This is a genomic window from Staphylococcus condimenti (assembly GCF_001618885.1).
In the GTDB taxonomy this organism is placed as follows: Bacteria; Bacillota; Bacilli; order Staphylococcales; family Staphylococcaceae; genus Staphylococcus; species Staphylococcus condimenti.
Map to the genome: position 1 here is coordinate 2,477,526 of NZ_CP015114.1, position 14,421 is coordinate 2,491,946.

At 33.2% G+C, this 14,421-nt stretch carries 12 protein-coding genes; 7 read left to right on the forward strand and 5 right to left on the reverse strand.

The window, feature by feature from the left end:
* Positions 1 to 2,034, reverse strand: coding sequence for a BglG family transcription antiterminator (locus tag A4G25_RS11870; protein ID WP_047132303.1), 2,034 nt, complete (start codon positions 2,032 to 2,034; stop codon positions 1 to 3).
* Positions 2,035 to 2,070: 36 nt separating this feature from the next.
* Complete coding sequence (locus A4G25_RS11875; RefSeq protein WP_047132304.1) at positions 2,071 to 3,618, reverse strand: PTS mannitol transporter subunit IIBC; 1,548 nt, start codon at positions 3,616 to 3,618, stop codon at positions 2,071 to 2,073.
* Positions 3,619 to 4,318: 700 nt separating this feature from the next.
* Here A4G25_RS11875 and glmS point away from each other — a divergent pair.
* Positions 4,319 to 6,124, forward strand: coding sequence for a glutamine--fructose-6-phosphate transaminase (isomerizing) (gene glmS, locus A4G25_RS11880; protein WP_047132305.1), 1,806 nt, complete (start codon positions 4,319 to 4,321; stop codon positions 6,122 to 6,124).
* Between the two features lie 118 nt (positions 6,125 to 6,242).
* Entirely contained in the window at positions 6,243 to 7,097 is an 855-nt protein-coding gene (locus A4G25_RS11885) for a Cof-type HAD-IIB family hydrolase (protein WP_047132306.1), read from the forward strand.
* An 83-nt stretch (positions 7,098 to 7,180) separates the two neighbouring features.
* Here the strand turns inward: A4G25_RS11885 and A4G25_RS11890 are convergent, their stop codons facing one another.
* Positions 7,181 to 8,365: an EscU/YscU/HrcU family type III secretion system export apparatus switch protein gene (locus tag A4G25_RS11890; RefSeq protein WP_047132307.1), complete on the reverse strand. Its 1,185-nt coding sequence runs from the start codon at positions 8,363 to 8,365 to the stop codon at positions 7,181 to 7,183.
* Between the two features lie 129 nt (positions 8,366 to 8,494).
* Between A4G25_RS11890 and A4G25_RS11895 the strand changes: the two genes are divergently transcribed.
* On the forward strand, positions 8,495 to 9,229 hold the full coding sequence (locus tag A4G25_RS11895) for a metallophosphoesterase family protein (protein ID WP_047132308.1): 735 nt from the start codon (positions 8,495 to 8,497) through the stop codon (positions 9,227 to 9,229).
* A gap of 48 nt (positions 9,230 to 9,277) precedes the next feature.
* On the opposite strand, the gene A4G25_RS11900 is transcribed toward A4G25_RS11895, so the two are convergent.
* Complete coding sequence (locus A4G25_RS11900) at positions 9,278 to 10,219, reverse strand: cation diffusion facilitator family transporter (protein ID WP_047132309.1); 942 nt, start codon at positions 10,217 to 10,219, stop codon at positions 9,278 to 9,280.
* 23 nt (positions 10,220 to 10,242) lie between these two features.
* Positions 10,243 to 10,548: an ArsR/SmtB family transcription factor gene (locus A4G25_RS11905; protein WP_047132310.1), complete on the reverse strand. Its 306-nt coding sequence runs from the start codon at positions 10,546 to 10,548 to the stop codon at positions 10,243 to 10,245.
* A 161-nt stretch (positions 10,549 to 10,709) separates the two neighbouring features.
* On the opposite strand from A4G25_RS11905, the gene A4G25_RS11910 reads away from it, so the two are divergent.
* The 4 genes from A4G25_RS11910 (at position 10,710) to A4G25_RS11925 (ending at position 14,410) form a co-directional block, all read left to right on the forward strand.
* Positions 10,710 to 11,372: an SDR family oxidoreductase gene (locus A4G25_RS11910; protein ID WP_047132311.1), complete on the forward strand. Its 663-nt coding sequence runs from the start codon at positions 10,710 to 10,712 to the stop codon at positions 11,370 to 11,372.
* A gap of 33 nt (positions 11,373 to 11,405) precedes the next feature.
* Positions 11,406 to 12,065 carry an SDR family oxidoreductase gene (locus A4G25_RS11915; RefSeq protein WP_047132312.1) on the forward strand — a complete coding sequence of 220 codons (660 nt, stop codon included), beginning with the start codon at positions 11,406 to 11,408 and terminating at the stop codon, positions 12,063 to 12,065.
* A 131-nt stretch (positions 12,066 to 12,196) separates the two neighbouring features.
* A complete protein-coding gene (locus tag A4G25_RS11920; protein ID WP_047132313.1) occupies positions 12,197 to 12,895 on the forward strand; it encodes a FadR/GntR family transcriptional regulator in 699 nt (232 codons plus the stop codon).
* A 576-nt stretch (positions 12,896 to 13,471) separates the two neighbouring features.
* The gene (locus A4G25_RS11925; protein WP_047132314.1) at positions 13,472 to 14,410 is read left to right on the forward strand and encodes a type I phosphomannose isomerase catalytic subunit; all 939 of its coding nucleotides are present in this window, start codon (positions 13,472 to 13,474) and stop codon (positions 14,408 to 14,410) included.
* Positions 14,411 to 14,421: the final 11 nt, after the last annotated feature.

Genomic DNA, 14,421 nt, shown 5'->3' on the forward strand with positions numbered 1-14,421 from the left:
TCACTCCATTTTTAATATTTTTTTCGTTTCTTGAATAAAGGCTTGCTTCATACTGTTTTGCAATTCAATTGGGTTTTGCATTAAATCATCAATTCTATGCAAATTACAAGTAATAGTTTCTGATATAGCACTTACAACTTGAGAAGCTGGACTATTTTCAGGTAAAAACATGCTGATTAAATAGTTAATTTCCCTTGTTTGACCTGATGAAGTAATTGAAAGCGGCTTTTTCAATCGTGTAAATAAAATCATCGGCTTTTGAATCAGCGCATGTTTCATATGTGGTAGACCAATAGGATAGGGGTCTAAAACAATTTCTCTTTCCTCTGCATATTCTTTAAGCACTTGCTTAAATTGACTTTTACTTTCGATACTATGATTTTTACTTAGTTGCTTCAATAAATAATCTTGCCAGTTCGAAATCGCAGCATCATCAACTTGAACGTTATTGAGTACATCTAAATTATCACTTATTTGACTAACAACCAGGTCTACTGCTTCAGGTGTTGATTTTTCAGAGCCTTTTTGTGTTGTTTTATATTCTGACGAATATCTAGTATTTAAATAATTTGCTACGAAATTGACATCTTGATCTGGTAAAAGGGGATTTACTGTAATGTATGGTTCTTCGATATCTAAACCAATCGTAGAAATAATCCCGTCATAACTTTTCAAATTCAATTGCTTCAAATCGCTGAGTGAAGCTTGTGTTGTTTCACCGATTTCTGAAAAGGTTTGATTGAGCCGGGTGGCAAGTACTCTGCTCGTACCGATACCAGAACTGCAGACAACTAAAATATTTAAAGCTTTCTCTTTTAGATGTTTAATTGAACCTCCGAAATGCAGAACAACAAATGCAACCTCGCTGCTTGGAAAATTCAGTTCCGGCCAAACTTCAGCTAAACCCTGTTCAACGCTGTCATATAACCTGGCATATTTAGTGCGAATCATGTCGGTTAATGGATTATGTGTTTCAATATTGGCATTCAGTCGATTGATAGCAGGGATTAAATGTAATTTCAAACCTGACGCCAATGTAGGTTTATCATCAAATTCATATTGAGAATGCTGTTCTACATAAGCAATTAATTGTGAAATCTTATTATCATCACGAACTTGAATATTAGAGTTTTCTTCATCTTTTCTTCTTTTTGCTCCGCGTAAGTGAATTGTAATAAAGGCTATCTCTGCTGTATTGAACGACACTTGATAAATGATTGAAAGTTGTTCTGCCAGCGATGCTGCAACTTGATATTCTAAAGTATCTTTCACTGAATCATAAATATCTTGATCAATCGATACATTTTCGCCATGTTGAATACGTTCAATACTTAAAACAATGTGTACAGTTAAGGTAAGATAACTCGCTTCCGTTAATGTGTAAGGCAAAGCATCCAAATAATCCATTAGAATACGTTCGACTTGAAAGATATTTTCAAGTTCGACCATGGAAAGTTGAGAAACATTCAATGATTGATAGACAAAATGATTTTCAATCACAGAATAAACACTGGTACTGTTTAAATTAGTCACCATCATCTGACTCAGCATTTCACGTTTTTTAGCTTCAGAACCTGTTAATAAAACACCTGAACCGCGTTTACGTTCAATAGAGAGTTGATAATCTGCTGCTTCTGTTTCCATTTCATCTAGTATTTTAGAAAGGGTAGTAGAAGCAACACCAATTTCATGTGCTAAACTATATTGTTTTATTGGTAATTTACTTTGTATTAATGCATATAGGATAATTGCTTTTTGTTCTTCAGTTGTTAAATCAACAGCAGTCATTTGGTTAAGTTCAGTACGCAGTTGGCTTAAACTTTCTGAAGAAGCTTTCAATTGAACGCCTTTTTTAGGAATACGTTCAATTGAAATGTTCAATGCTTCTAAATCTTGCTCTAATGTTTTCAGTTCTCGATGTATCGTTCTTGAAGAAACTGCAAGTTGTTGGGCAATTTCATATATCGTAATGAATTGACCTTGGTATTTCATCAATAGTGTTACGATTTCTTTTTCTCTGTTGCTTAAAAACATAGGCATCACCTGCTTTTGGTCTTTTAAGGCACCTAATTAATCTTGATCTTCTTTTAAATTATTGATTAGTTCTTCATATCTTGGAGAATTCAAGAAGTTATCTACAGAAATATGAATCGCATCAGGAGACTGTTTAATTGCACGATCTGTTAATTTTTTTTGAGTGATAACAAGTTGTGCATTTTTCGGCAATTGGTTGATGGCTGTGTTTGTTACTTGGATATTTTCTAATCCAGCTTTTTTAAATTTATTTCGTAACATACTTGCGCCCATTGCACTTGAACCCATACCCGCATCACATGCGAAGATAACATGATCGACATTTTGATAGTTATGCGCATCAACATCTTCAGTGTTGTAATCATCTAGCAATTCATCACTATCTTTATCTTCAGCTTTATCAGATGCAGCAGTCGCAGTTGTTGTTTCAGCTGTTTTGCTTTCAGTAGTTTTATTGTCGTCTTTCGCACTTAGTTTTGAAGCCACACTTGATTTTTTACCTTTAGTGGCTTCCATTTTTGCTGTTGCATCTGCTAAATCTTGTTTAGGATCTTTTGTGAATTTCAAGATAAGTGCTGATACGATAAATGAAACAAGTGCTGCTAATACAACACCAGTCAACATGTGCAAGAATTCACCTTTAGGAGCGTTGATTGCATAAACAATAATCGAACCAGGAGATGCAGGCGTTTTGAAACCGAAGTCTAATAATGAATAAGTAGCGACACCAGTCATACCACCTAAAATTACGGCTACAAATAATAATGGTCTCATCAATACATATGGGAAGTAAATTTCATGAATACCACCGAAGAATTGAATAATCCCAGCACCATAAGATGTTGCTTTAGCAGTACCTTTACCGAAAATCATGTAAGCAATCAAGACACCAATACCTGGACCAGGGTTTGATTCAATCGTATAAAGAATAGATTGACCTGCATGTGCAGCTTGATCAGCACCGAGTGGTGTGAAAACGCCATGATTGATTGCATTATTTAAGAACACGATTTTAGCAGGTTCTACTAAAATACTTACTAGTGGTAATAAATGCGCATGTACTAAAGCTTCAACACCAACTGATAAAATATGCATGATGAATTTCATGATTGGTGCTAAAATTTCAAAACCGACGATTGTCATAATAAATCCGAGAATACCAGCAGAGAAGTTATTGAATAACATTTCGAATCCTTGTGGTGTTCTAGGTTGAACGAATTCATCAGTTTTTTTCATTAGCCAACCGACTAAAGGACCCATAATCATCGCACCTAATAACATTGGTGTATCTGGCAAAGCAACGATAACCCCCATTGTAGCCGTTGCTGCAATGATACCTCCGCGCAAGTCATGAATTAATCGGCCCCCGCTAAATGCAATAAGTAATGGAATAAGGTACGTAATCATAGGACCAGCAAGTTGTGCCAGATCTTTATTAGGGAACCATCCATTATCGATAAAGATAGCAGCGATAAACCCCCAAGCGATGAATGCACCGATATTCGGCATAATCATACTGCTTAAGAAAGAACCGAAAGCTTGGACTTTTCGTCCAATACCTTTACTTTCTTGTGAATTTGACATTGTTTCCACCTCTTTAATTTAAATTTGATATACATTTATTGTGAGGGGAGAAAGAATGAAACTCAATCTAAAGTAAATCAACGTTTGTCACAGAATTGTTGCCATTTGTAAAAGTGGATATATATTATAGAAGAAGTTTGTTTTAAGCTAATAATTTGAAATTGAAAAATACAAAATAATTAAATAAAAATGCTTGAAAGCGTATTCATTTTAAGTAAATGTTTGCATTTATGAAATAACTCATTGTAAAATAAATTATATTACGTGTGAAGGAGGATAGAGGTAGAATAAATAATTATAGCGCCCGTACAACTAAGGTGAGCAAAGCATTGATTTATAACTTATAACAGAAGTTTTAATAGCTTTTAAGCTGATGTTGTAGACGAGGAAGACAGTGATCGGATTATCGGCGGATGCTGTCTCGGATGAGGTCGTTCGTAAGTTTGCAAAGCAAAACACTGAGGCAACTTGGTGCACAAAGTTTGTAAACAGACCAAAGTATATATTTTTTTGAAGCGGAACTCATTACAAGGGGATTAGTACGCCATTTTTAAAATGTTTATGTGAGAAGAAACATTTTAAAAAGGCTTTATTTTGATGTTTTGCTATTGAATAAGTGAGAAGATTTGATACAAGCGAAAAAAGAATATTCCCCTGTCAAAAGGGTTACCGCAATTTTAAAATGCGGAGGAATTTTATTATGTGTGGAATCGTAGGATATATCGGGAAAGATAATGCTAAAGAAATTTTATTAAAAGGTTTAGAGAAATTAGAATACAGAGGTTATGACTCAGCAGGTATTGCTTTAGAAAATACTGATGGCGTAACAGTCTTTAAAGAAAAAGGTCGTATTGCTGACTTAAGAAATATTGCTGATGACAGTGATGTTGATGGCACTCTAGGAATTGGCCATACTCGTTGGGCTACACACGGTGTGCCTAATCATGAAAACTCTCATCCTCATCAGTCTGCAACGAAACGTTTTACATTGGTACACAATGGTGTAATTGAAAACTATGAAGAATTGCGTGATCAATATTTAGCAGATGTAAAATTCTTATCAGAAACTGATACTGAAGTTATTGTTCAATTGATTGAGCATTTTTCAAATAAAGGTCTTGCAACAGAAGAAGCATTTACTAAAGTTGTTAAATTATTGCATGGTTCTTATGCATTAGCTTTATTAGATGAAGAAGACAGTGATACTATTTATGTTGCTAAAAACAAATCACCATTATTGATTGGTGTTGGAGAAGACTTTAATGTTGTAGCTTCTGATGCATTAGCAATGTTACAAGTTACAAATGAATATAAAGAAATTCATGACCATGAGATTGTAATTGTTAAACGTGATGAAGTGATTATTAAAGATATCGATGGTAATGTACAAGATAGAGATACTTATACAGCTGAAATTGATGCATCTGATGCAGAAAAAGGTGTGTATGATCATTACATGCTCAAAGAAATTCATGAACAACCGGCTGTAATGCGTCGTATTATCCAAGAGTATCAAGATGATGAAGGCAACTTGAAAATGGACGATCAAATCATTGATGATGTAGCAAAAGCTGATCGTATTTATATTATTGCTGCAGGTACAAGTTATCATGCAGGATTAGTAGGTAAAGAATTCATTGAAAAATGGGCTGGTGTTCCGACTGAAGTACACGTTGCTTCTGAATTTGTTTACAATACACCGCTTTTATCTGAAAAACCATTATTCATCTACATTTCACAATCAGGTGAAACAGCAGATAGCCGTGCTGTATTAGTAGAAATGAAAAAACGCGGCCACAAATCACTTACAGTTACAAATGTACCTGGTTCAACATTATCACGTGAAGCAGATCATACATTACTATTACACGCAGGTCCTGAGATTGCTGTAGCGTCTACAAAAGCATATACTGCCCAAATTGCAGTGCTTTCAATTTTATCTCAAATCGTAGCTGAACGTCATGGTAAAGAAGCAACAATTGATTTATTACAAGAACTTGCAAAAGCTGCTAATGCAATGGAAGCGGTCGTAGACGATGCTGAATTTATGGAACAAATTGCAACTGATTATTTAGAAACAACACGTAATGCATTCTTTATCGGTCGTACAATTGATTATAACGTCAGCCTTGAAGGTGCATTGAAATTAAAAGAAATTTCATATATCCAAGCTGAAGGATTTGCTGGCGGCGAATTAAAACATGGTACTATTGCTTTAATCGAAGATAATACACCAGTTATCGCACTTGCAACACAAGAAAATGTAAACCTATCTATCCGCGGTAATGTGAAAGAAGTTGCTGCACGTGGTGCGCATACTTGCATCATTTCAATGGATGGCTTGAATAAAGCGGGAGACACTTATGTTATTCCTCAAATTAATGAATTATTGACACCATTAGTGTCAGTAGTGCCATTACAATTAATTTCATACTATGCTGCATTGCACCGTGGATTAGATGTTGATAAACCACGTAACTTAGCAAAATCAGTAACAGTTGAATAATTTTTGACATTAGCTGTCACTTCTAATGAGGTGACAGTTTTTTTTATTATGATTAGGTTGCTAAAAGACTATGAAAATGCCATAATCAAGGCGATAACTAGAACTTGGAGGACAAGAGATGGATAACGTACAAGCGATTTTTTTAGATATGGATGGTACGATACTGCAAGAAAATAACAAAGTATCAGATGAAACGGCTGAGGTAATTAAAAAATTACGTCAAGTTGGATATAAAGTATTTATCGCAACAGGTCGTTCTTTTGATGAAATTAAAAATTTAACACCAGAAGGTTTTGAAGTGGACGGTGTGATTTCTTCTAATGGTACACGCGGCGATGCAGAAGGAGAAATGATTTTTGCACATAGTTTAACTTATGATGCAGTACAAAAAATCATAAAAGAAGCAAAGGATAAACAGATTTATTATGAAGTGTTTCCATTCAGCGGCAAGCGTATGATTTTAAATGAAGATTATGATTGGATTACTAAGATGGTAGAAGGGGATACACCACCTAATAACGTTGGGATCAGTGAATGGAATTCACGTAAATCAGCGCTGGACGGTAATGTCAATTGGGTTGATGAAATCCCTGAAACAAAATTTTCTAAGATTTATATGTTTACACCGGATTTAGAAAAAATCACTGCTTTCAGAGAACATTTAATTGATGAAAAAGAAACGTTAAGTATTTCAGTTTCAAATTCATCTCGCTATAATGCGGAAACAATGGCTGCTGGTATTGATAAAGGTACAGGAATAAAAGAAATGATTGAGCATTTTAATATTCCACAATCTGCGACATTAGTGATAGGCGACAGTGATAATGATCGTTCAATGTTTGCATTCGGTCACTATACGGTCGCAATGAAAAATGCACGTCCTGAAATTCAAGCATTAGCTAAAGATGTTACATCATATGATAATGAAGAAAATGGGGCAGCACGTTATTTAGAAGAGCATTTCTTAAAATAAACAAAGAAGTCGGTAAAAACTATTGAGGTTTTCACCGACTTCTTTGTTTAAGGCTAGAATTAAATCCTAGCCTGCTTATTCAACTATTTTTTGAAGTCATCAGAACGTTCATCAACATCTTTTTTCTTATTTTTTAAATGATCAAATGTTGAATCTGAATATTCTTCTTTTGTTTCTTTTAAATCTTTTTCTTTGTTGTTTTTGTTAAATTTTTCTTCAACTTTTTCTTTTTCTTCTGAAGCTTTATTAGTTACATTGTCAGTTTTCTTATCTTTTTTGCTATTTTTATCTTTAGTTTTTTTAGAACCTTTTACAGCAGCTGAACCTTCAACTACTTTATCTCCAATTGTTTTAGATTTTTTATTTTTCTCTGGAGTAAAGTGTTCTGTTACTTTACTAAAGAATTGAACGATAGCCATTAAGTTTAAGTAATAAACTACAATTCGAATCACATACATGATTACAATCACAATATAAACTAGAATTTGAGCTAAATTTTGAGACATATGTTGTGTTGCAAGTACTACTAATTGTGGTATTGGATTAGAAAAGATAATTACAATTAAGTTTAATAAAATTAAGCCTAAGAATAATTTAAACCAAGAATGACGTCCATTTTTAAGTGATTTAAAACTTTGTTTTACGTCTTTGAAAGCACCTGCTTTGCGGTCTCTTAAATAAGCTGAAACATAAGCGATAACAATATAAGCAAAGAACCAAATAAATAATGACAAAATAAATGATGATAATGTCATTCCAATTAATTGAATTGTAATAATGGCCCCCATATTGCCACCGGTACTGCCCTGAAGACTAGAGAATAAAGATCGTAATAATGCACTGAATAATTGGTTAACAAAATAAACAATTATTGTTGTGATTAGTAATACTAATAAAGTAAATAACGCAAGTTTAACGCTTTTTAGATAGCTACCTTTTTTGAAAGCAGTAAATACATCTGTTAAATGTACATCTTCTTTATGAATTGCTTTATATACTACATTAATTGCACCAACGACTAATTGGAATCCCACAAATATAAATATGAGCAATGGTATAATCAAGGAAATGATAAGTGGTAATGCTGCTTGGAACATTGGACCTTGATACATCATTGACATCATAAACATTTGTAGTGCCTGTTGCACGGGCATTAATGTAAATGCAACGATTAAAATAAATACAAAGAATGTTAAAATGCTGAAAAGAGCAGTTTTAGCATTTTGAGGCTTTGCATTCTTAAAAGCTTCTTTGTAAAATGTAAACAATGGCTCGCACTCCTTTGATATGATATAAACACAATATCAAAAAAATGCGCGCTTTCAAATTAAAAAACAAAGTAATTGTAAAAATTGTTATTATTTAAGCAATTATAAACTAATATAAGGGTGATAGCATTGAAATTTGCAGTAATTACAGATATTCATGGAAACATGGATGCATTATCAGCAGTATTAAGAGATATTGATAGAAGAGGGGATATTGACCATATTTATAATTTAGGAGACGTTATAGGTATTGGTCATAATACAAATGAAGTATTGGGCATGGTAACTGCTAGAGACGATATCACTTCCATTGCAGGTAATCATGATGAGGCTATTATGTCTGTGATCAATAACACACCTTATCCAAATGATTTAAAAGATAAATTTAATGAACATCATCATTGGATAGCAGAGCATTTAAATCCTCAATATTATGAATTTCTAAATACTTTGCCTCGTGAATTTACATTAGATTTGTTAGGACAATCTGTATTAGGTATTCATTACGAAATTGAAAATGCAAAATTGGAAGATACAATAGATAAGATACCCTTCAGTCCAATTGTTGAACCGACTGCAGAACATATGAAATCTCTATTCGCAGATAAAGATGCAGATGTTATATTGTTTGGACACAATCATACATTGCATCATTTCGTTAATGAAGATACAGTATATTTTAATCCAGGATCAGTAGGGTTGAACCGTGCACCATATACTGTATATGGTATTGTTACAATTACGCCTGAACAATCAAATATTGAACAAGTTCGGGTAGCCTATGATAATACACGTTTTATAGACGGTTTTGAAGCTAAAGAAGTGCCAGGCAGAGCACTTATTTTTGATAAGTTTATACAATAAAAAGAATCCTTTGCATCACTATATATTAAAGTGAATGCAAAGGATTTTTTAATGTGCGATAGATAAATGTTCGCACAATGTTTTACTACTATGGTCATTATTTTTAGATTCTAATTGAATCGTCATATGGTTAATGTTTAAATCATTTAAGCGTATTTCTATGCGATGCAGTAGTTGCTCGCATTCTTCTATAGTCATCGAATCTTGAACGACAGCATGACAACTGAATGCATTTAAATCATTAGAAATCGTCCAAACATGACAATCATGAACATTTTCAATTTCTTTTTCTTTAAGAACTGAATTTACAACTTCATCAATGTTGATGTCTTTTGGAGTACCTTCCATCAAAATTGTTAGGGAATCTTTTATTAATCCATAACTGCTGCGTAATAAAAGAACTGATACCAACATACTGGCGATAGGGTCAGCAAGTGTAAAATTAAATAACCAAATTAATATGGCTGCAGCAATTGCGCCTACTGAACCAAGTAAATCACCTAATACATGCAAGAAAGCACCGCGCATATTAATATTATGATGTGTATCACCACCGCGCATCATTAACCATGCAACTATAACATTTACTATAAGCCCAATTATACTGATCATCAGCATTTCAGTCGACATCACTTCGGGAGGTTCGGCTATTCGGCGGATTGCTTCAATTAAGATACCGATACTAATTACGAAAAGCAGTACGCCATTGAATAAAGCAGCTAATATTTCAAAACGTTTATAGCCGAATGTCATTTCTGTTGTAGCGTGGCGTTCACCATATTTAAAAGCGAAAAGTGCTAAGCCTAATGAAAAAGCATCACTTAACATATGCACACCATCAGATAATAAGGCTAAACTATTAGCAAAATAGCCGCCAATAAGTTCAACAATCATGAAAATAGTGATAATTGCAAAAGAAAATGCTAATACACGCTTATTATCAGTGTGGACATGGTGGTGGTGATGGTGTTCATGTTCTGAATGACTCATACTATTACTTCCTTTCTTTTTCGTTAATTAGCAGGGTGTTCTGCATGATGAATGGCTTGATTCAAAAGTGTAACGACATGTTCATCGTTCAACCTATAAATTTTTGACTGACCTTGTCGTTGAGATTTTACTAATTCAGCGTTTTTTAATATTTTTAATTGATGAGAAACATTTGATTGAGAAAGTCCTAAAGCATGTGTAATATGACCTACACTAGAAGGACCTTGCTCTAATAAATGCATAATTCTAATGCGATTAGGTTCACTTAATGCTTTGAAAATATCGGTTACATTTGCTAATGTACTGGCTTTAAGTTCATGACTAGACATACTAGATCTCCTTAATATTAATATATGAATAACTATTCATATATAAAGATAATCCTATTTGAACTTAAAGTCAATATAATCATATTTAAAGCGAAGTTTAACAAAAATCTCTTATGGGAACTAATTAAATATATGACAACTTAAATTGAGGAGCGATTGATTTGAGTATTTTAGTATTAGGTGCAAACGGCGGCGTAGGTAAACAAATTGTTGCTAAATTAAAAGAAGAAAACAAAGAAGTGTCAGCAGCTTACCGAAAAGATGATCAAGTTGATAAAGCAATCGGCGAAGGATATGACGCAAGAAATGTAGATGTTGAGAAACATGAAATTGATGAATTAGCCGATAAATTCAAAGATATTGATCAACTTGTTTTTTCTGTCGGCTCAGGAGGCAGCACAGGAGACGATAAAACTATTATCGTTGACTTAGATGGGGCAGTTAAAGCAATCGAAGCAAGTAAAAAAGCCGGTGTTAAGCACTTTGTAATGGTATCTACTTATGATTCAAATCGTGAAGCTTTTGACAGCAGAAAAGATTTGAAACCATATACCATTGCAAAACATTATGCAGATAATCACCTACGAGATTCAGGATTAAAATATACAATTGTACACCCAGGTACATTAGAAAATGGTCCTGGTACTGGTAATGTTGACATCGCTGAACATTTTGATGGCGGTGGTTCAGTACCAAGAGAAGATGTAGCATCAGTTATTGTAGATGTTTTAGGAAACGAAAAATTCCAAGGCGGAGAGTTCCAAGTCATCAGCGGTTCTGAACCTATTGAAGATGCTTTAAATAATTATTACCAAAAACATTAATTTAAATCATTATAATGAAAGGATTTGGTTTAAATGAGTATTTTAGTTCTAGGAGCAAATGGTAAGATTGGTAAACAAATTGTATCTAAATTAAAAGATGATAATGAAGAAGTTATAGCAACTTATCGTAAAGATGAACAAATAAGTGAAGCTGAACAAAAAGGTTACAATGCTCGAAAAGTAGACGTTGAAAAAGATACTATTGATGATTTAGCAAATAGTTTTAAAGATGTAGATCAAGTCGTATTCTCAGTAGGTGCTGGCGGAGCTGGCAATGGTAAAGAAATTATCATTGATTTAGATGGTGCAGTCAAAGCTATCGAAGCCAGCAAAAAAGCTGGAGTTAAACATTTCTTAATGGTATCCACTTATGATTCAAGCCGTGAAGCCTTTGACAGTATCCCAGACTTGAAAACATATACTATTACAAAACACTATGCCGATGTTCATTTACGTGATTCAGGATTGTTCCACACAATTGTACATCCAGGATATTTAGATGATAAAGAAGGTACAGGAAAAGTAGATATTGCAGAACAGTTGTCAAATGTAGATTCTATATCAAGAGAAGATGTGGCATCAGTAATTGTGGATGTATTGGAAAATGAAAAATTCCAAGGCGGAGAATTTCAAATGATTAATGGGTCTGAACCCATTGAAAAAGCTTTAGAAGATTATTATAAAAATCATTGATTTAATAATTTATATTTAGTAATGAAGAAGAACATTTTGAGAAGGCCATTTTTGGTCTTCTCTTTTTTAATTATAGTAAGAGATACATAGGATTTGTTATACTTAATATAATAAAGCCGTGGGGGTAAATAATGAAAATTTCAAAGACAAAAATATATGAGAAAATTGCCGACATTATTTTAGAGCAAATAAAATCGGGTGAATATGCGGTCGGCGATAAATTGCCTTCCATTCAAGCATTATCAAAAGAGTATGGTGTAAGTGTCGCTTCAGTCAGAGAAGCCTTTAATGCTTTACGTACCATTGGAGTTATTGAGATTAAACAAGGCTATGGTACGTTTGTTACCCAAAAAGAACCTATTTTTTTCAATTTAGAGGAATCTTCATTAACACGTAAACAAGTTGAAGATTTGCTGGAGTTGAGAGAAATAGTAGAGTTAGCAACTGTAAAAAAAGCTGCAGCATTAGGAACGAAAGAAAATTTACTTGAAATGAAAAATGCTTTAGAAATGATGGAAAGCGCAGTGACAGATGGAACTTCAGGAGAAGCTGCAGATTTAAAATTCCATTTAGCAATCGCAAAAGCTGCTCATAATTCAATGTTATTTGATTTGATGAACAATATATCTGATGTGATTCAAGAAACAATGAAAGAAACGCGAAAGATGTATTTATTTAATAAACAAAGAACATTGAAACGATTATATGATGAGCATTTAAAAATATATGAAGCAATTCAAAAAAAGGATGCCGAAGCAGCAGAATACAATATGAGAAATCATTTAGAAGAAGTACAAGATACGATTTTGCAGAATATGAAATCAAAATAAACGGATTACTAATAATATAATAATGACAAAATCAAAAAGGGATATTTCAGATAAAAAACTTTCAAGTTTTAAATTTTAAAGAAGACTTGAAAGTTTTTTCTATTTTAAAAGACCTAAACTTTTTCCGTAGTTTAGGTCTTTGCGCAAATTTTTTATCGATCTGAATAACCAAGTTATTCATTTGACATTAATCATATTCATTACCTTATATGTAACACATGTTAAGAAATTATTAACATACTCCTATTATAACTGGTATATTGCGGTTTATACAAGCTATAAAAGTTATTTTTTGTAGAAAAAATTATGGAATTTTTTACTAGAAAATAAAAAGCAATATGAGATGAAATTCTTTAGTTAAAGAGATTTAGAATTCAACGTGTATTTCTTTATTCATTTGTAAATGTTTATTGAATACTACCCTCTATTGAAAAATCTTGTTATAATATTAAGGATAACGCATACATAAAATAGAAAGTTAGAAATAGCGCGTTTTAATTTTTGGAAACTCTTTCAAAATTTGATTTTACATAATACAGATAAACCAACTAATAAAGGTGGAGGTGGACAAATTCCATGCCATTGTTTTTGGAACCGATTTTTAAAGAACGAATCTGGGGCAGTGATAATTTAGAAAAATATGGCTATCAACTGCCAGAAAGAGATGTGGGAGAGGTATGGGCGATTTCCGCACATCAACATGGAGATAGTATCATCACGAATGGTCAATATTCGGATGAACCATTGAGTCGTGTTTGGGATGAACATAAAGAATTGTTTGGAGATTTTCCAACTGCTCAATTCCCGCTAATGGTAAAAATGATCGATGCTCAAGAGCCTCTATCTGTTCAAGAGCACCCTAATACGGCTTATGCGTATGAGCATGAAAATGGAGATTACGGTAAACAAGAGTGCTGGTATATTATTGAAGCTGAAGAAAATGCAGAGATTATTTATGGTCTGAACACGGATTCTAAAGAAAAGTTTATTGAAGCATTGGATGACGAAGCACATCAAGATTTATTTAAGCATATTCCTGTTAAAGCTGGGGATTTCTTTTTTATTCCTAATGGTATGGTACATGCTATTGGTAAAGGAATAACGGTTTACGAAGTAACACAATCTTCAGATGTAACTTATCGTATTTACGATTATGATCGTACAGATGAAGCGGGTAATAAGCGTGAAATGCATATTGAGAAAGCAAAAGATGTCGTTGAAGTTAGAGAAGAAAGTCCTAATGTTATACCTGATACTGAAATCATAGAGAATCATAAGCGAACACAATATATTTCCAATAACAGTTTTACTGTGGTGAAATGGGAAGTTACTGGAACTTTAAATTACATGAAACCAAGAGAATTTTGTCTCGTCACAATTTTGGATGGTGAAGGCACATTGGTAACTGATGGTGATATCTATGAATTGGAAAAAGGCAAAAGTTTTATTCTGACATCTGAAGATTTAGATAATATCTTTAAAGGTGATTTTACGATTATGATTACCTATGTTTAATTCATATCAGT